This window comes from Mitsuaria sp. BK037 (assembly GCF_014193045.1).
In the GTDB taxonomy this organism is placed as follows: domain Bacteria; phylum Pseudomonadota; class Gammaproteobacteria; order Burkholderiales; family Burkholderiaceae_C; genus Roseateles.
This window is the reverse complement of sequence record NZ_JACHYS010000001.1, coordinates 2,207,026-2,224,897: the sequence shown is the minus strand read 5'-3', so window position 1 is coordinate 2,224,897 and position 17,872 is coordinate 2,207,026. Positions and strand designations below refer to the sequence as shown.

Here is a 17,872-nt window from a genome sequence, read left to right as displayed (position 1 = left end):
AAGAAGGCTCCGGATGTCGATTCCGTCAATGTCTTTCGGCGGCGGCTGAACCGATCATCGATTGATCAATTCAAGGGATTCGGGGGGCTTGATTCTGCTGATTTTGTTGAGGTCAATCACCCGAATGGGTGGGGTGCCTGAATATGTTATTGACGCGTCGAGAAACTACTAATGTTTGCTAGTTAATTTGAGTAGGTATTCCAGAAAATCGCGGCGTCGATTGGTTTGGCGTCGGGCGCGCCCGCTCTCCGCGAAGCCAGGTGCCATCGGCGATGCGCGACTTTTCGCGGACGAACGAAAGCCGGCGCGCGATGCAGGGCACCGGGCGCCGGCGGGCTAGCAAAAAGAAGGGAGTGGGTGGCTCAGCGGCCCATGAAGGCGTCGGCGCGCAGGGTCACCACCAGGGTGTCGCGGTGGCCCGGATGGGTGGGCTCCATCGGCTGGATGGGGGTGGTCTCGTGGATCACGCGCTCGTCGTCGAGCAGCAGCAGCGTCCAGGGCTCCATCATCGTGAAGCGCTGGCCGCGCGGACCGTCGGCCTCGAAGACGCGCGACTCGCCCCCCTTGATGCCATGGCGGGCCAGCATGAAGACGGCCACCAGGTCCACGCCGTCGCGATGCGCGCCTTCGGGCGTCGGGCGGCCGATGCCGCCGGCGGTGTCGATGCGGAACTGGTGCGCCTCGACGAACCACGGGCGCGCGCCCTTGAGCCGGTCGGCCACCCCCGCCAGGCCCAGCAGCAGGCGCGGCCAGATGGGCAGCTCCACGGCGGCGGGCTCCATGGGCTCGAACCAGCGCTCGATGCCGCCGTGCAGCGCGTTGTAGTCCACCGGCTGCCAGTGCGCGCGGTGCGGCGCCAGGCGCACCGACGGGTCGGCCTGCGCGTCGACGACGAAGCTCGCGTGCCGCCGGAAGCGGTAGCGACCGCCGTCGCGCAGGTAGGCGTCGGGCGGCAGGTCGTTCCAGAAGGGTTGCAGCCCGCGCAGGTCACTCGCCTGGCAGTGCAACCAATGCGTCAGGCTCTCCGGCGCGATGACGGTGTGACCGAGGTCCTGCAGTTGCTGCTCGAACTGTGCGGCGCTGGAGTAGGGCGGCGGGAAATGCTTCATGCCCGCGAGTATCGGACGCCTCACCCGCCCTGGCGCATGTCACGCCGGCAACACGGGATTCGCGGTGCGCAAAGCGCTACCGCCGGCTCAGCCGGCGTGCTTGTCAGCCTCGGAGGTGAACGCGTCGGCGTAGAACTCTTCCGCCGGCAGGCCGCAGCGGGCGACGAAGTCGCGCTGTGCCGACTCCACCATGACGGGCGCGCCGCAGGCGTAGACCTGGTGGCGCGACAGGTCCGGCAGGTCAGCCATCACGGCCTGGTGGACGAATCCGGTGCGACCGGTCCAGCCGTCCTCGGCCTTGGGCTCGGACAGCACCGGCACGTAGCTCAGCGTGGGCATCGCCGCGGCGGCCTGGACCGCCCAGTCGTGCAGGTAGAGGTCGGCCTGGCTGCGAGCGCCCCAGTACAGCGTTACCGGGCGGGTGATGCCCTGGTCCTGGATGCGCTCCAGGATCGCCTTGATCGGCGCGAAGCCGGTGCCCGAGGCCAGCAGCACGATCGGCTTGTCGCTGTCCTCGCGCAGGAAGAAGCTGCCGAACGGGCCTTCCATGCGCAGGATGTCCTTTTCCTTGAGCGCGCCGAAGACGTGGTCGGTGAACTTGCCGCCGGGCATGTGGCGGATGTGCAGCTCGATGGCCGGCGGGGTGCCCAGGCGGCTCGGTGCATTGGCCATCGAGTAGCTGCGGCGGGCGCCGTCGCGCAGGATGAACTCGACGTACTGGCCGGCGCGGTATTGCAGGTTCTGGTTGGCCGGCAGCTGCAGCCGGACGACGGCGACGTCGCCGGCCGGCTTCTCGATAGTGATCACGCGGCTGGGCAGCTTGAGCACCGGGAACTCGCCGGCGCCGGGCACCGTGCGGGCCTCGACGACGCAATCGGTCTGCGGCCTGGCGCAGCAGGTGAGGATCATGCCGGCGGCCTCCTCGGCCGGCGGCAGCGCCTTGGACTGGTGCTCGCCATGCACGACCTGGCCCTCGACCAGCTTGCTCTTGCAGGAACCGCAGGCGCCGTCCTTGCAGCCGTAGGGCAGGCCGATGCCCTGGCGGATGGCGGCGGCCAGCACGGTTTCGTCGTCGTCGACGGTGAAGTTGCGGCCGGCGGGCAGGACGGTGACCTGGAAGCTCATGGTGCGGGGCGGCGCGGGCGGACCCGCGTCATGTCGAGAGGGAAAGGAAGGCGGCGGAAGCGACACGGCCCGCGCGGTCCGGAAACCGGGGCGCGAGCCGTGCCAGCCGTAAACTGGCCCGCCATTTTGCCCCAGCCTCGCAGCGCCCCTCGTCATGCCTGGTTCCCCGTCCGCTTCGTCCGCCGCTCCCCGTCGCGCCCGCCGCGGCCGCCTGTTGATCGTCGGTTGTGGCGACGTCGGCCTGCGCGTGCTGCGGCTGCTGGCCGGGCGCTGGACGGTCTTCGCGCTGACCAGCAGCGCCGCGCGCGTCGACGCGCTGCGCGCCGCGGGCGCGATCCCGCTGATCGGCGACCTGGACGACGCGGCGACGCTCGGCCGGCTCGCCGGCCTGGCGGACCGGGTGCTGCACCTGGCGCCGCCGGCCGCGCAGGGGCGCACCGACGAACGCACGCGGCGCCTGCTGCAGGCGCTGTCGCGCTCGGGGGCGCCGCGGCACCTGGTCTATGCCAGCACCAGCGGCGTCTACGGCGACTGCGGCGGCGCGCGCATCGACGAGACGCGCCGTCCGAATCCGTCCAACGAGCGCGCCTGGCGCCGCGTCGATGCCGAGTCGCAGCTGCGCCAGTGGGGGCGGGTGACCGGCTGCCCGGTGACGATCCTGCGGGTGCCCGGCATCTATGCGTTCGACCGCGCCGGCGGCCATCCGCGCGAGCGGCTGGGCAAGGGTCTGCCGGTGCTGGCGCGCGAGGACGACGTCTACACCAACCACATCCAGGCCGATGACCTGGCACGCGCCTGCCTGCTGGCGCTGATGCGCGGGCCGGCGCTGCGGGTGATCCACGCGAGCGACGACAGCGAGCTGCTGATGGGCGACTACTTCGACCTGGCCGCCGCGCTGTGCGGCCTGGCGCCGCCGGCGCGGGTCGCGCGCGCGCAGGCGTCGGCGGTGTTCTCGCCGATGCAGATGAGCTTCATGAATGAATCGCGCCGGATGGACAACCGCCGGCTCAAGCGCGAACTGCGCCTGCTGCTGCGTTATCCGACGCCGCGCGAGGGGCTGCTGGCGGTCGAGCGCTGACCGCCGCGGGGGAGTCGCCGAGGAGAACCGTCGAGGGTTGAGCGTCCGGGCCGGCTTCAGCGCCGCCGGCCGCCGCGCCAGTAGTTCACCATCAGCCAGGCGCCCAGCATGCCGCCCAGGTGGGCGAAGTGGGCGATGCCGCTGGAGCCCATCAGTCCGGCCACCAGTTCGATCGCGCCGAAGATGGCGACGAAGACCTTGGCCTTCATCGGGATCGGGGGGAAGAGCGGCATGATGATCCGGTCCGGGAACATCAAGCCGTAGGACAGCAGCAGGCCGAAGAGCGCGCCCGAGGCGCCCACCGTCGGCGCGCCCGAGCCGATCAGCAGCGTGAACACGAGCTGGGCGGCGGCGGCCGTCAGCGCGCTGGCCACCAGCAACTGCGCGTAGCGCTTGCCGCCCCACAGCGCTTCCAGCTCCGAGCCGAACATCCACAGGCCCAGCATGTTGAAGAACAGGTGCCAGGCGTCGCCGTGCAGGAAGGCGTAGGTCAGCGGCTGCCAGGGCTCGAAGCGGCCGGTGTTCAGCGGCCACAGCGCCATCTGGAAGTTCAGCATCGCCAGCGAGGGAACGACGATGGGCAGGCAGAACAGGCCCACGCAGATCAGCATGAAGGCCTTGGTGACCGGTGGAATGAATGGCATCGCGGCGCGTCTTCGGGGGGAGACAGAGGAAGGGCGCCCTGCGGCGCCACCGGCGAATCCTGACCCCCGTCGTTGGGGGCAGGACGATCGGGCGAGTGTATCCAAGCTTGATGAGGGCAAGCACTGGCCCCCATCGGCGCGACCGCAGTGCGAGCGACGGCCGCGCCGATGTCGCGGGGGGCGCGGCGGATCGCGCGGGCGCGGCGACGCCGAGCCGCGAATGCGGAACGAATGCGGAACGATGGGGTGTTGCTGAGACGAGAGCTGACCACTTTCCACAGTGGTGCCCGGAGTCGGACTCGAACCGACACGCCTTGCGGCGGGGGATTTTGAGTCCCCTGCGTCTACCGATTTCGCCATCCGGGCGTCATCAGCAACGCGGCCCCGGTCGGATCGACGCTGGGGCCGCTGTGCGGGCCGTCAACTGAAGCTTCGTCGTGGACAGAGCCAGAGAGGCCGCGAAAGAAAAGGCATTATGCCACCACAGCCATACGCCGACTGAGAGAATGCGCGGCTATGAGTGATGCAAGCGCCTTCGATCCCACGAGCTATCCGACCCTGGAAGACGTCATCGGCCACACGCCGCTGGTGCGGCTGCAACGCGTGCTGGGCCCGGCGCTGGCCGCGCGCGGCAATGTGCTGCTGGCCAAGCTGGAGGGCAACAACCCGGCCGGCTCGGTCAAGGATCGTCCGGCCATCAGCATGATCCGGCGCGCCGAGGAACGCGGCGAGATCAAGCCCGGCGACACGCTGATCGAGGCGACCTCCGGCAACACCGGCATCGCGCTGGCGATGGCCGCGGCGATCCGCGGCTACCGGATGGTGCTGATCATGCCGGAGGACCTCTCCGTCGAGCGCGCCCAGACGATGAAGGCCTTCGGCGCGGAACTGATCCTGACGCCGCGCTCCGGCGGCATGGAATACGCCCGCGACCTGGCCGAGCAGATGCAGCGCGACGGCAAGGGCCGCGTGCTCGACCAATTCGCCAACGGCGACAACCCCCGCATCCATTACGAGACCACCGGTCCCGAGATCTGGCGCGACACCGGCGGCCGCGTCACCCACTTCGTCAGCGCGATGGGCACGACCGGCACCATCACCGGCGTGTCGCGCTTCCTGAAGGAGCAGAACCCGGAAGTGCGCATCGTCGGCGCGCAGCCGGCGGAGGGCTCGCGCATCCCCGGCATCCGCAAGTGGCCGCCGGCCTATCTGCCCAAGATCTACCGCCCGGAAACGGTGGACGAGCTGGTGCTGGTCGGCCAGTCCGATGCCGAGGACATGGCCCGCCGGCTGGCCCGCGAGGAAGGCCTGTTCGGCGGCATCTCGGCCGCGGGCGCCTGCTGGGTCGCGATGCAGATCGCCCGCCAGGTGAGCAACGCGACGATCGTGTTCGTCGTCTGCGACCGCGGCGACCGCTACCTGTCGACCGGCGTGTTCCCGGCTTGATGGTCTGCCGGCCTCATGGCCTGATGACCTGACGGGTGGCCGGCGATCGGGGATGATCGCCGGATCGTGACCCGACGGCGCCGCGCGCCTTTGCCCATGACCTTCCGCTTCTGCCCGCAATGCGCCAGCGAACTGGCGTGGATCGAACTGCCGGAGGACGGCGGCCCCAAGACCCGGCTGCGCTGCCCCCGCTGCGACTTCACCCACTGGAACAATCCGACGCCGGTGCTGGCGGCGGTGGTCGAGTGCGTCGACCGCGAGGGCCAGGTCTTGCTCGCCCGCAATGCCGCCTGGCCGGGGCGCTTCTTCGGATTGATCACCGGCTTCATGGAGGCCGGCGAGTCGCCGGAGGAGGGCATCCGGCGCGAGGTGCTGGAGGAGACCTCGCTCGAGGCGCTGGGCGCGACGCTGATCGGCGTCTACGACTTCCAGAAGAAGAACCAGGTCATCATCGCGTACCACGTGCCGGCGCGCGGCGAGGTCACGCTGTCGCCGGAGCTGGTCGAGTACTCGCTGACGCCGCCGGAGCAGCTCGAATGCTGGCCCGCCGGGACCGGCCAGGCGCTGGCGGACTGGCTGCGCGGCCGCGGCCTCGAGCCGAAGTGGATGGCGCCGCGCAGCTGAGCCAGGCTGACTAGAATCCGCCACATCGCCGGTGCGCGCGCCGGTCAGGACACAAACATGGACATCCACAAGGAACTCGACACCCGCGGACTGAACTGCCCGCTGCCCATCCTCAAGGCCAAGAAGGCGCTGGCGGAAATGGAAAGCGGCCAGCTGCTCAAGGTGGTCGCGACCGACCCGGGATCGATGCGCGACTTCCAGGCCTTCTCGCGCCAGACCGGCAATGAGCTGGTCGAGCAGACCAGCGCCGGCGACGAGTTCATCCACGTGCTCAAGCGCCGCTGAGCGCGGATCCGGAAACGAAGAAGGCCACGCGTTGCGTGGCCTTCGTGCTTCATGACGCGACAGTGACGGGAAGTCCTGCCGTCAGAAGTTCAGGGCGGTCAGATTTCCAGCGACTTCAGGTACTCGCGGAAGCTGGCGCCCAGTTGCGGATGGTCCAGCGCGAGCTCGACGTTGGCCTGCAGGAAACCTTCCTTGCTGCCGCAGTCGTAGCGCTTGCCGTCATAGCGGAAGGCGAAGACCTTCTCGCGGCGCATCAGCGCGGCGATGCCGTCCGTCAGCTGGATCTCGCCGCCGACGCCGCGCGGCTGCGTGGCGATCTCGCGGAACACGCCCGGCGTCAGGATGTAGCGGCCGGCCACGCCCAGGCGCGACGGCGCGTCCTCGGGATTGGGCTTCTCGACCATGTGGGTCAGGTCCATCAGGCGGTCGCTGATGGCAGAGCCTGCCACGATGCCGTAGCGCTTGGTGTGCTCGGCGGGCACTTCCTGGACGGCCAGGATGGAGGCCTGCCATTCGGAGAACTGGTCCACCATCTGCTTGAGCACCGGTGGCTTGCCCACCATCAGGTCGTCGGCCAGCAGCACCGCGAAGGGCTCGTTGACGACCACGCATTGCGCGCACAGCACCGCGTGGCCCAGGCCCAGGGCCTTGGGCTGGCGGATGTAGATGCACTCCATGTCGTCGGGCTTGATCGAATGGACCAGCGCGAGCAGTTCCTTCTTGCCGGCGGTCTCGAGTTCGGTCTCGAGTTCGAATGCGGTGTCGAAGTGATCGGGAATGGCGCGCTTGTTACGTCCATTCACGAAGATCATCTGGCGGATGCCGGCCGCGTAGGCCTCCTCCACTGCGTACTGGATCAGCGGCTTGTCGACCACCGGCAGCATCTCCTTGGGCTGCGCCTTGGTGGCGGGCAGGAAGCGAGTGCCAAGTCCAGCAACCGGGAAGATTGCCTTGTTGATGAGGGCCATTTACGTACACTCCAACGGTAATTGCGCCGGCATTCTTGCATGGCGCTACTGAAAGAAAATCAAACAATCCTCTCCAAACCCCTCATGTCAGTGCTAGTCCTGGAACCGCTGGAGGCAGACGTCCTGGAATGGCTGGCGGAGCGCCATGCCGTGCAGGTCGCCCCCGAGCCGGCGGACGCGCCGCTGACGCTGAGAGAGCATGTTGCGCAGGCCCAGGCAATTTTCCTGCCCGCCTCCGTCGCGCTGGACGCGGACACCGTCCGCCGCGCGCCGCGACTGCGTGCCGTCGGGCGCATCGGCGCCGGCGCGGAGAACATCGATCTGGAAGCCTGCCGCGCCGCCAACATCGAAGTGGTGCGCGCGCCGACGGCGGCGGCCTCGGCCGAAGCGGAGTTCGTCATCGGCGCCTTGCTCGCGCTGCTGCGCCGCGTGCCGGTGCAGGGCGCGGACGGCCAGTGGGTGGGGCGCGAGCTCGGTTGCGCCACCATCGGCCTGGTGGGCCTGACGCCCTCGGCGCGCCAGCTCGCCACGCTGCTGCCGGTGTTTGGTGCGCGCGTGATCGGTTATGACCCCAGCCTGCACCATGCCGATCCGCTCTGGGCGCAGTGGGGCATCGAACCCTATGGACTGCGCGAACTGATGCAGGCCGCCGACGGCGTCAGCGTGCAGCTCGCGTATTTCCCGCGCTACCGCGGCCTGATCGGCGAGCGGGTGCTGAACTTCTGCAAGCCGTCTCAGGTGCTGGTGTCGACCTCGCACTCGGCCCTGTTCGACGAACAGGCGCTGGCGGACGCGCTGCATGGCGGCCGATTGCTGGCCGCGTGGCTGGACCTGATGGAGCCCGGCCTGATGGAAGCCGGGCGCCCCTTGCATGGGGCGCCCGGTCTGCAGGTCACGCCGCGCGTGGCGGCGACGACCCGGGAGTCACGGATGCGCGCCGCGTGGAGCGTGGCGCGGCGGATCTCGGAGATCCTGTCCACGCCCGCGACGCAGGCCGAATTCAGGCCGACCCACCCAGGCGCGCTGCCTGATCTTTTAGCCGAACCACGGTGGCGCTGAAGTCGGCGATGCGCTGACGTTCCTGCTCCACGACGGCCGCCGGGGCGCGCGCCACGAAGCTCTCATTACCCAGCTTGGCATTGGCCTTGGCGACCTCGCCTTCCAGGCGGGCAATCTCCTTGGCGATGCGGGCGCGCTCGGCCTCGACGTCGATCTCCACTTTCAGCGCCAGGCGCGCCGCGCCGTGCACCAGCACCGGCGACATCGCGCTCTGCTGGTTGAAGGCGGCCTCGTCCTCGATCAGCTCGACGCTCTGCAGCTTGGCCAGCACCTTCAGCGCCGGCGCGGCCTCGCGCAGGAAGGACAGGTCGCCGCCGGCCAGCAGCGGCACGCGGTCGGACGGGCTCAGGCCCATCTCGCCGCGCAGGCTGCGGCAGGTGCCGACCACGGCCTTGAGCTGCTCGACCCAGGCGATGGCCTGCGGGTCGATGCGCTCGGGCTGCGCGACCGGGTAGGGCGCGGTCACCAGGTAGTCGGTGGACTTGCGGCCGGCGATCGGCGCGACGGTCTGCCAGAGTTCCTCGGTGATGAAGGGCGCGATCGGGTGCAGCAGACGCAGGATGGTCTCGAGCACGCGGATCAGCGTGCGGCGCGTGCCGCGCTGCGCGGCCTCGTTGCCCTCGGCCTGCGCGGTCTGCAGCTGCACCTTGGCCAGCTCCAGATACCAGTCGCAGTACTCGTCCCACACGAAGGAATAGATCGCGTTGGCGACCTGGTCCAGGCGGTAGTCGGCGAAGCCCTGCGCGACGGCCTGCTCGACCTGCTGCAGCTCGCTGACGATCCAGCGGTCGGCCTGCGAGAACTGCAGGTAACCGTGCGCGCTGCCGCCTGGCGCGCATTGCTCCTTCGAGTGCTCGACCAGGCCGCAGTCCTGGCCTTGCGTGTTCATCAGCACGAAGCGGGTGGCGTTCCACAGCTTGTTGCAGAAGTTCCGGTAGCCCTCGCAGCGCTTGCTGTCGAAGTTGACGCTGCGGCCCAGCGTCGCCATCGCCGCGAAGGTGAAACGCAGCGCGTCGGCGCCGTAGCCGGGGATGCCTTCGGGGAATTCCTTCTCGGTGGCCTTGCGGACCTTGGGCGCGGTCTCGGGCTTGCGCAGGCCCTGGGTGCGCTTGTCCAGCAGCGGGGCCAGCTCGATGCCGTCGATCAGGTCGACCGGGTCCAGCACGTTGCCCTCGGACTTGCTCATCTTCTTGCCCTGCGCGTCCAGCACCAGGCCGTGGATGTACACATGCTTGAAGGGCACCTTGCCGGTGAAGTGCGTCGTCATCATGATCATCCGGGCGACCCAGAAGAAGATGATGTCGTAGCCGGTGACCAGCACCGACGACGGCAGGAACAGGTCCTGCTCGAGCGTCTTGGCGGGCCAGCCCAGCGTCGAGAACGGCACCAGCGCCGACGAATACCAGGTGTCCAGCACGTCCTCGTCGCGCTTGAGCGGGCCGGTGTAGCCGGTGGCGGCGGCCTTGGCCTGCGCCTCGGCCTCGTCATGGGCGACGAAGATCTCGCCGCCGGTGCCGAACCAGGCCGGGATCTGGTGGCCCCACCAGAGCTGGCGCGAGATGCACCAGTCCTGGATGTTGCCCATCCACTGGTTGTAGGTGTTGACCCAGTTCTCGGGCACGAACCGGACCTCGCCGCTGGCGACCACGTCGATGGCCTTCTGCGCGATGGACTTGCCGTCCTTGCCCGGCTTGCTGGTGGCGACGAACCACTGGTCGGTCAGCATCGGCTCGACGATCTGCCCGGTGCGCGTGCAGCGCGGGACCATCAGCTTGTGCTTCTTGACCTCGACCAGCAGGCCTTGCTCCTCCAGCGCCTTGACGATCGCCTTGCGCGCCGCGAAGCGGTCCAGGCCGCGGTACTCGGCCGGGATCTCGTCCATCGTGTCGACGACGGTCGCGTCCAGCGTGAAGATGGTCAGCATCGGCAGCTGGTGGCGCTGGCCGACCTGGTAGTCGTTGGTGTCGTGGGCCGGCGTGACCTTGACGACGCCGGTGCCGAATGCCTTGTCGACGTACTCGTCGGCGATCACCGGCACCAGGCGGCCGGTGATGGGCAGCTTCACCTGCTGGCCGATCAGGTGCTTGTAGCGCTCGTCCTCGGGATGGACCATCACCGCGGTGTCGCCCAGCATGGTCTCGGGCCGCGTGGTCGCCACGACCAGCGACTCGCCGCCCTGGGCCAGCGGATAGCGGATGTGCCACAGCGAACCTTCCTCCTCCTCGCTCTCGACCTCGAGGTCGGAGACGGCGGACTTCAGGATCGGGTCCCAGCTGACCAGGCGCTTGCCGCGGTAGATCAGGCCTTCGTCGAAGAGCTTGACGAAGGTGTCGACGACCACGGTCGACAGCTTGTCGTCCATCGTGAAGTACTCGTGTCCCCAGGACACCGAGTCGCCCATGCGGCGCATCTGCTGCGTGATGGTGGAGCCGGACTGCTGCTTCCATTCCCAGACGCGGGCGACGAAGTTCTTGCGGCCCAGGTCGTGGCGGCTCTGGCCCTGGCCCTGCAGCTGGCGCTCGACGACGATCTGCGTGGCGATGCCGGCGTGGTCGGTGCCCGGGACCCACAGCGTGTTGTGGCCGCGCATCCGGTGGTAGCGCGTCAGCGAGTCCATGATGGTCTGGTTGAACGCGTGGCCCATGTGCAGCGTGCCGGTGACGTTGGGCGGCGGCAGCTGGATGCTGAACGACGGCCTGGCCGGATCGAGCGTCGGCTCGTAGAGGCCCTTGGACTCCCACAGCGGGCCCCAATGGGCTTCGAGAGAGGCGGGTTCGAAGGACTTGGCGAGTTCGGTCATGGGGGCGCTCCGCCGCGAGGCGGTGTCATCTAGGCGAGGGACACGGAGCCGGCGATTGTAGAGGGCCATGGCTCCGGCGAGCCCCGTTCCGGGCGCGCGGAACGGGGGACAGCCGAGAGGGGGAGAACAGTCGCCCGGACGGGGGATGTCGAAAACCAGACCCCTGACGCGTCGTGTCAGCAGAGGCGCTGCCTCCCCCCTTGGAGGCATTCCGTCGGGTGGGCAGGGGGCGATACAAAACGAAAAGCAGCGATACCGCGGTGAGATGCCCCGACGAGGCGGCATGGGAATCATGGCGACATGGATTCACCGCCCGGACAACCGGGCTTTACCGAGGAACTGCACCATGCACCTGTTTCGACGCTGGAGCCACCACCATGAACGTCAGCACGCTCACTTCGGCCACGATGGTCGCTTCGGTCCTTTCGGCCCTGTGTGTGACGATGGCTTCTACGGCCCGCTGCCCGTCCACGGCCCCTGGCACCGGTTCGCCGGTTTCGGCGGTTTCCCGTGGGGCTGGGGCGGGCTCGGACGCGAGCAATTCCGACACGGCCGCCACCGCCACCACGGTGGCCCTGGTCACCACGGCGGTGATGGGTGGGGCGGCTTCGGCGGGGGCCTGGGACCCGATGCCCACGGTCGCCGCGGCGGGCGGCTGCAAGCCCGGGCCCGCGCCTTTCTGGACCTGAGCGACAGCCAGGCCGAGCTGCTGGAGCGCCTGGTCGACCAGCTCGGCACGGCGCGGCGCGCGGTCAAGGCGCTGGCCCGTGGTCCGGAGGTCGCCCGGCTGATCGAGAGCGACAACTTCCGCCGCGAGGAGGCGCAGGAACTCTTCGACGGCCAGGTCGAGGCGCTGCGGGCGACCGGTCCCGCGCTGTTGGCGGCCGTCGGCGACTTCTTCGACGCGCTCGACTTCGACCAGCAGCAGATGCTGCGTTTCCTGTTGCGCCGGCTGCGTCGCCGCGCCGGACGCGACGGACGCGACGGCGGCCGGGGTGGCCGCGACCGTCGCGACGGTCACGGCGCTGCCAACGACCGGGGCCTTTGATGGACGGCCGCGACTGCCGGCAGCCTCCGGGGCTGCTGCGGCCGGTCATCGACCGCAACCGCTGCGAAGGCAAGGGCGATTGCGTCGAGGTCTGCCCCTATGGCGTGTTCTCGGTCGGCACCTTGCCGGCGGAGCGCCGCAAGGACCTGAGCCTCTTCGGCAAGCTGCGCGGTTATGCGCACGGCTGGCAGCAGGCCTTCACGCCGAATGCCGACGCCTGCCGGGCGTGCGGCCACTGCGTGAAAGCCTGCCCGGAGCGCGCCGTCACGCTGGTCCGGCACACGCGCGCCGCGGGCGCCGACGGCTCCCCGGGCCAGGCGGCTGGGCACAATGGACGGCACGATGCACCGACTGCTGCTGATTGACGACGACGAGGCGCTGGCCGCGCCGCTGGCGAGCTACCTGGCGCGTTTCGACTTCGCGCTGAGCGCCGTGACGCGGCCGAGCGCCGCGCTGGCGCGGCTGGCCGAGGAGCGCTTCGACGCGCTGATCCTGGACGGCATGCTGCCGGAGATGGACGGCTTCGCCTTCTGCAAGCGCGTGCGCGGCGGCAGCGAGCCGTGGCGCGAGATCCCGATCCTGATGCTGACCGCGCGGGGCGACCTGACCGATCGGGTGGTGGGCCTGGAGCTGGGCGCGGACGACTACCTGGCCAAACCCTTCGAGCCCCGCGAGCTGGCCGCGCGCCTGCAGACCATCCTGCGCCGCACGCGCCTAGCGCCGGCGGCGGTCGCGCCGGCGACGCTGCTGCGCTTCGAGGGGCTGGAGATCGACACCGCGCGCCGCCTGGTCACGGCCGGCACCGGCCCCGTCGAGCTGACCAGTACCGAATACGAGCTGCTGGTGATGCTCGCCCGCGAGCCCGGGCGGGTGTTCTCCCGCGACGAGATCCTGAACCGGCTGCGCGGTCAGGAGGCCGACCTGTTCACCCGGGCGGTGGACATCCTGGTGAGCCGCATGCGTCGCAAGCTCGAGCCGCTGGAGGCGCTCAAGACGCTGCGCAACGCGGGCTACTGCTTCGCGTTGCCGGTAGCGGGCGGTGCGGCGCCCGGCGGCGGGGAGGGCGGGTCATGAAGGGACCGCGTCACCCCTACGACCATTGGCGCGACCGGCTCGACCGGCGGGACCGGCGCGGCGACCGCGGCGACGGCGGCGACCGCAATGACGGCAATGACGGTAATGACGGCAACGACCGCCATGCGCCGTGGGAACGGCGCGCGCGCGGCGCGGCCGGATCGGCCGGCCCGGACGGTCCCGGCGGTCCCGGCGAGTGGAGCGACCCCCGCTGCGGCGATCCGCGCTGGCATGCGCCGCGCGACGCCTGGTGGTTGCGCCTGCACGAGGAACGGCTCAGGCACCACCGCAAGCGCCTGGACAAGATGCGGCGCTGGGCGGAGATGGAGGCCATGGGCGGCCCGTTCTCGCGGGGCCGCGGCTGGCGCTGGCATATGCGGGCGCGCAACCGCTGGCACCAGCGGTGGCATCGCCACCATGCGCACTTCAAGCATTCGCTGGGCGCGCGGCTGATCGCGATCTTCGTCGTGCTGGCCTGCGCGGGTAGCGCGATCCTGTGGGGCTCGATGAAGGTCGAGTACGGATGGCTCTGGGCCGTGCCGCTGCTGTTGCTGGTGACCGGCCTGGCCTACGGCGGCATCCGCCGCCTGGTGGCGCCGCTGCGCGAGCTGGCGGCGGGCGCGGAGGCGTTCGGGCGCGGCGACCTCGCGCATCGCGTGCCCATCCGCCACCGCGACGAGATCGGCGACCTGGCGCACCGCTTCAACCAGATGGCCCAGGACATCCAGGCCATGCTCGACGGCAAGCGCGCGCTGCTGCTGGCGATCAGCCATGAGCTGCGCAGCCCGCTGACGCGCGCGCGGCTGCACGCGGAGCTCGTCGACGAGGGGGCATCGAAGGCGGCGCTGCTGGACGAACTGGCGCAGATGCGGGAGCTGATCTCGGCCCTGCTGGAGAGCGAGCGGCTGGGCAGCGGGCATCGCGCGCTGCAGGTCGGCGATTGCGACCTCGGCGCGCTGGCGCGCGAGCAGGACCAGCCGGGCGTCACGCTCAGCATCGATCCCGACCTGCCCGTGCTGCAGCTGGACCGGATGCGGGTGCAACTGCTGCTGCGCAACCTGGTGCACAACGCGCTGCGGCACAACGACGCGGCGATCGGACCGGTGCGGGTCAGCGTCGAGCGCGATGGCGACGGCGCGCGGCTCACCGTGCGCGACCACGGTCCCGGCGTGCCGCCCGAGGCGCTCGCGCAGCTCGGCCAGCCCTTCTTCCGCCCCGACGAGGCGCGCGCGCGCAGCGAAGGCGGCGTGGGCCTGGGGCTGTCGCTGTGCCGGCTCGTGGCGGAGGCGCACGGCAGCCGGCTCGAGTTGCGCAATGCCGAACCGGGGTTCGAGGCGGTCGTGCGATTCCGCTGAGCCGCCTCAAGCGAGTGGCTCTCGTCGCAGGTCCCACCGAGACAAGTCGGTCGCCCCACGAGGACTGGTGTGGCGCTCATGCCGACGGTTTCATCGAATCGATTTCATTGATCTTTTCGTGCCAGGTCTTGCGCCGGCCACGCTGAAGATGCATCCCCCGCGTCGCTGATGCGGTCCCTGTCATCCCCACGAAGGTGATGCCTATGCATTGATCCGATCCGAACTGGAGCTGTCCATGTCCACGATGTCCCTCTCTCCCTCCGCCCCGGCCATTCCCGCCGTCCCGATGACGCCGTCCGGCTGTCCCGTCACCGCCGCCGCGGCACTGCTCGACGAGGCCGACGAGCCTGACGAGCCTGGCGAGCGCAACGAGTCCGACGGGCTCGACGAGCGCGACCTGCCCAAGGCGGCCCGCGGCGCCAGCGCGCCTCCGCCGGCACCGCCGCCGCCCCCGCGTCCCCCGAAGCTGCTGTTCATGCAGGAGGTCCTCGAGCAGATCCGCCCCCTGGAGGGCATGACGCGCGAGGAGTTCGAGGCCTTCCTCTACAGCTCGCGGATGTATCCCTCGCTGAGCCGCTTCGAGCCCGCCTGCGTCGAGTATTTCGTCCCGCGCAGCGACATCACTGTCGGCCTGGCGATGAAGACGCTGCGCGAGCGCATCGAGCATGCGGCGGTCGTGGCCGAACTCGTCTACCGCCTCAAGCGCGACGATGACGAGGACGGCGCGCTGTGCAACGACGACGAGGCCGTCATCGCCTCCGCCGCGATCCGCGACGACCTGCGCGAGGCGCTGGGCATGCTCGGCGTCTACGAGCAGGCCATCCGCGACGGGGTGGCCGTCGTCCAGTACCACCAGCGGGTGCCGGCCGAGGTCGCTTGAGCGACGACCGGGGAGAGGGGAGCGGCCGCCGTGTCGCTCCGGTAAGAAACGGGTAAGGCGCTGGAGCGGACGATGGCCATCCCTTGCCTCCCTGCCTCCCTTACCATGTGCCGCTTCGGCCCCCTCTCCCCATGAATCGAATCGCCCTGGTGGAGGATCACGTCCGGCTTGCCGGACTGATCCGTCAGGCCCTGCAGGCCGCCGGCATCCCGACGGACGTCTTCCATGCGATGGAGGCGGCCTGGGTCGCGCATCGCGAGGTCGGCTATGCGGCGCTGGTCATCGATCGGGGCCTGCCCGACGGCGACGGCCTGGCGCTGGTCAAGCGCCTGCGGGCCGAGCGGCAGGGCACGCCCTGCCTGATGCTGACCGCGCGGGACGCACTCCACGACCGGGTCGAGGGCCTGGAGTCCGGCGCCGACGATTACCTCGCCAAGCCCTTTCCGATGGAGGAACTGGTGGCGCGGGTGCGGGCGCTGATGCGCCGCCCGGCGGCGGTGCGCCCGCCGCGCGCCCTGTTCGGCGACATCGAGGTCGACGTCGGCGAGGCGCTGCTGCTGCGCGGGGGCGCCTCGGTGGCGCTGGCGCCGGCGGAGCTGCAGATCGCGATCACGCTGGTGCAGCAGCAGGGGCGCACGGTCCGGCGCGCGGCGCTGGAGGCGGCGGCCTGGGGGCTGTCCGACGCGGTGACGCCGAATGCGCTCGACGTCGCGCTGCATCGTCTGCGCAAGAAGCTGGCGTCGCTCGGATCGAGCCTGCGCATCGTCAATCTCCGGAACCATGGATATGCGCTTCAAGATGCGGTGGCCGAATAGCCTGCGCAACCGGGTGCTGGCGGTGCTGGCGGCCAGCATGGTGTCGAGCACGCTCCTGGTGAGCCTGGCCTCGATGGTGTTCTGGGAACCCTTCACCCGCTGGGTGCTGCGGGACCAGATCGAGGACAACAGCGAGGAACTGGCGCGCCATCTGCAGTTCGACGAGCGCGGCATGCCCGTGCGCCTCGATCCGAAGATCGGGCCCTGGCTGTTCGACAGCCTGCGCGCCGAGCTGGTGCTGCGGGTCGCCGATGGCAGCGGCCGCGTGGCGTTCGCGACGGATGGACAGGACGCGGTCATCACGCGCGACGGTCAGCCCTATGAGGCGGTGCGCCAGTCCTTCGTGTTCAAGCGCAATGGCGTCGCGATGCATGGCGCGACCGTCACCTTCGATCATGGCGGCCGGCGCTGGTACGTGCAGTTCGCGGTCAGCGACCGCATCGTGCTGCGCATGCGGGAGTCGATCGGCCTGGACGTGCTGAGGCAGGGGCTGCTGGCGCTGGGCGCGACCTTCGTGCTGGTGTTCCTGGTGACCATCCACCTCTCGCTGCGCCGGGCGCTGTTGCCGGTGCGCGCGGCGTCTAGTGCGGCGCGGCGCATCTCGCCGCGCACGCTCTCCAAGCGTCTGCCTGCGGCCGAGCAGCCCCGCGAGCTGCGTCCGCTGGTCGAGGCTTTCAACGCGGCGCTGGACCGGCTGCAGGGGGGCTTCAAGACGCAGCAGGAGTTCCTCTCCAACGCGGCGCATGAGTTGAAGACGCCGCTGGCGCTGATCCGCGCGCAGGTCGAGCTGGCGGAGGAGGGCGCCTGGCGCGACCAGATCCTGGACGACGTCGACCGCGTGGCCCGCCAGGTGCAGCAACTGCTGCTGCTGGCCGAGGCCAGCGAGCCGCAGAACTACCGGATCGAGGCGCTCGATCCCCAGCCGGCGGTGCGCGAGGTCTTCGACTTCATGGAGCGGGTGGCCTCGCGGCACGGCGTCACGCTGGGCTTGCAGCTCAGTCCCGCGCTGCGCTTCTGGCGCGCCGATCGGGGCGCGCTGTTCACGCTGCTGAAGAACCTGCTCGAGAACGCAATCCAGCACAGCCCGCCGGGCGGCGTTGTGACCCTGGCTGTGAGCCCCGACGGGTTCTCGGTGCTGGACTGCGGCAAGGGCGTGGCCGAGGAAGATCTGCCGCGGCTGTTCGAGCGCTTCTGGCGCGGCGTCGACCGGCGCGAGCAGGGCGCGGGCCTGGGCCTGGCGATCTGCACCGAGATCGCCGCGGCCCACGGCTGGCGGCTGAGCGCGCACCGCCGCTCGCCGGGGCTGGAGCTGCGCTGCGACATGGCCGCGACCGCGCCCGCCGAGCCCGCCGCACCGTCGGCCGAGGCGCCGGCGGACGCGCCGCCGCGAACGCCGGCGCTGGACCTCGCGCCGCCCGGGCGTGCCGCTGCGCGCAGATTCCAGGCGGACTATGCGCAGTCGATGCGGCGGGCGCTCTTCTGACGGGACCGTCTGACTTCCGGCACGGGCGCCTCCGGGATGGTCCCGAGTTCGCGGCTTGAGTTCCTCGCGTGGCGCTGGG

General features: G+C 70.1%; 17 protein-coding genes and 1 tRNA gene. 12 read left to right on the top strand and 6 right to left on the bottom strand.

The annotated features are described in order from the left end of the window. Positions 1–362: 362 nt before the first annotated feature. Together FHT37_RS09215 and FHT37_RS09210 are read right to left on the bottom strand one after the other, a co-directional pair. Complete coding sequence (locus tag FHT37_RS09215; RefSeq protein ID WP_091733280.1) at positions 363–1,109, bottom strand: 2OG-Fe dioxygenase family protein; 747 nt, start codon at positions 1,107–1,109, stop codon at positions 363–365. A gap of 87 nt (positions 1,110–1,196) precedes the next feature. Continuing rightward, positions 1,197–2,234: a CDP-6-deoxy-delta-3,4-glucoseen reductase gene (locus tag FHT37_RS09210; RefSeq protein WP_183480372.1), complete on the bottom strand. Its 1,038-nt coding sequence runs from the start codon at positions 2,232–2,234 to the stop codon at positions 1,197–1,199. Positions 2,235–2,388: 154 nt separating this feature from the next. Between FHT37_RS09210 and FHT37_RS09205 the strand changes: the two genes are divergently transcribed. Then, a complete protein-coding gene (locus FHT37_RS09205) occupies positions 2,389–3,312 on the top strand; it encodes an NAD-dependent epimerase/dehydratase family protein (protein WP_183480370.1) in 924 nt (307 codons plus the stop codon). 56 nt (positions 3,313–3,368) lie between these two features. Here FHT37_RS09205 and FHT37_RS09200 read toward each other — a convergent pair whose 3' ends face one another. Together FHT37_RS09200 and FHT37_RS09195 are read right to left on the bottom strand one after the other, a co-directional pair. Continuing rightward, entirely contained in the window at positions 3,369–3,956 is a 588-nt protein-coding gene (locus FHT37_RS09200) for a rhomboid family intramembrane serine protease (RefSeq protein WP_183480368.1), read from the bottom strand. A 281-nt stretch (positions 3,957–4,237) separates the two neighbouring features. Beyond that, positions 4,238–4,322 (bottom strand) — tRNA-Leu (locus tag FHT37_RS09195). A gap of 150 nt (positions 4,323–4,472) precedes the next feature. Here FHT37_RS09195 and cysM point away from each other — a divergent pair. The 3 genes from cysM to FHT37_RS09180 all read left to right on the top strand — a co-directional run bounded on the left by cysM (position 4,473) and on the right by FHT37_RS09180 (position 6,311). Continuing rightward, the gene (gene cysM / locus FHT37_RS09190) at positions 4,473–5,402 is read left to right on the top strand and encodes a cysteine synthase CysM (protein ID WP_183480366.1); all 930 of its coding nucleotides are present in this window, start codon (positions 4,473–4,475) and stop codon (positions 5,400–5,402) included. 96 nt (positions 5,403–5,498) lie between these two features. Continuing rightward, the gene (locus FHT37_RS09185; RefSeq protein WP_091733292.1) at positions 5,499–6,026 is read left to right on the top strand and encodes an NUDIX domain-containing protein; all 528 of its coding nucleotides are present in this window, start codon (positions 5,499–5,501) and stop codon (positions 6,024–6,026) included. Between the two features lie 57 nt (positions 6,027–6,083). Further along, positions 6,084–6,311, top strand: a complete 228-nt coding sequence (locus FHT37_RS09180; protein WP_091733295.1) for a sulfurtransferase TusA family protein — start codon at positions 6,084–6,086, stop codon at positions 6,309–6,311. A gap of 98 nt (positions 6,312–6,409) precedes the next feature. On the opposite strand, the gene galU is transcribed toward FHT37_RS09180, so the two are convergent. Next, a complete protein-coding gene (galU, locus tag FHT37_RS09175) occupies positions 6,410–7,279 on the bottom strand; it encodes a UTP--glucose-1-phosphate uridylyltransferase GalU (RefSeq protein ID WP_183480364.1) in 870 nt (289 codons plus the stop codon). 84 nt (positions 7,280–7,363) lie between these two features. On the opposite strand from galU, the gene FHT37_RS09170 reads away from it, so the two are divergent. Beyond that, positions 7,364–8,338, top strand: a complete 975-nt coding sequence (locus FHT37_RS09170; protein WP_091733303.1) for a D-isomer specific 2-hydroxyacid dehydrogenase family protein — start codon at positions 7,364–7,366, stop codon at positions 8,336–8,338. On the opposite strand, the gene FHT37_RS09165 is transcribed toward FHT37_RS09170, so the two are convergent. Then, positions 8,280–11,138, bottom strand: a complete 2,859-nt coding sequence (locus FHT37_RS09165) for a valine--tRNA ligase (RefSeq protein ID WP_183480361.1) — start codon at positions 11,136–11,138, stop codon at positions 8,280–8,282. The genes FHT37_RS09170 and FHT37_RS09165 overlap by 59 nt on opposite strands. A 346-nt stretch (positions 11,139–11,484) precedes the next feature. Here FHT37_RS09165 and FHT37_RS09160 point away from each other — a divergent pair, with 346 nt between their 5' ends. The 7 genes from FHT37_RS09160 (at position 11,485) to FHT37_RS09130 (ending at position 17,793) form a co-directional block, all read left to right on the top strand. Then, positions 11,485–12,186 (top strand): hypothetical protein, encoded by a 702-nt coding sequence (locus tag FHT37_RS09160; protein WP_183480352.1) that lies wholly within the window; start codon positions 11,485–11,487, stop codon positions 12,184–12,186. Further along, entirely contained in the window at positions 12,186–12,551 is a 366-nt protein-coding gene (locus tag FHT37_RS09155) for a 4Fe-4S binding protein (RefSeq protein WP_183480349.1), read from the top strand. The genes FHT37_RS09160 and FHT37_RS09155 overlap by 1 nt, the downstream gene beginning before the upstream one ends. Next, complete coding sequence (locus tag FHT37_RS09150) at positions 12,529–13,260, top strand: response regulator transcription factor (RefSeq protein ID WP_183480347.1); 732 nt, start codon at positions 12,529–12,531, stop codon at positions 13,258–13,260. The genes FHT37_RS09155 and FHT37_RS09150 overlap by 23 nt, the downstream gene beginning before the upstream one ends. After that, positions 13,257–14,615: a HAMP domain-containing sensor histidine kinase gene (locus tag FHT37_RS09145; protein ID WP_255489525.1), complete on the top strand. Its 1,359-nt coding sequence runs from the start codon at positions 13,257–13,259 to the stop codon at positions 14,613–14,615. Before FHT37_RS09150 ends, FHT37_RS09145 begins: the two co-directional genes overlap by 4 nt. Before the next feature lie 235 nt (positions 14,616–14,850). Continuing rightward, positions 14,851–15,495, top strand: coding sequence for a hypothetical protein (locus FHT37_RS09140; protein ID WP_183480345.1), 645 nt, complete (start codon positions 14,851–14,853; stop codon positions 15,493–15,495). A 131-nt stretch (positions 15,496–15,626) separates the two neighbouring features. Continuing rightward, the gene (locus tag FHT37_RS09135; RefSeq protein WP_183480343.1) at positions 15,627–16,310 is read left to right on the top strand and encodes a response regulator transcription factor; all 684 of its coding nucleotides are present in this window, start codon (positions 15,627–15,629) and stop codon (positions 16,308–16,310) included. Further along, entirely contained in the window at positions 16,276–17,793 is a 1,518-nt protein-coding gene (locus tag FHT37_RS09130) for an ATP-binding protein (RefSeq protein WP_221210985.1), read from the top strand. The genes FHT37_RS09135 and FHT37_RS09130 overlap by 35 nt, the downstream gene beginning before the upstream one ends. Positions 17,794–17,872 lie beyond the last annotated feature (79 nt).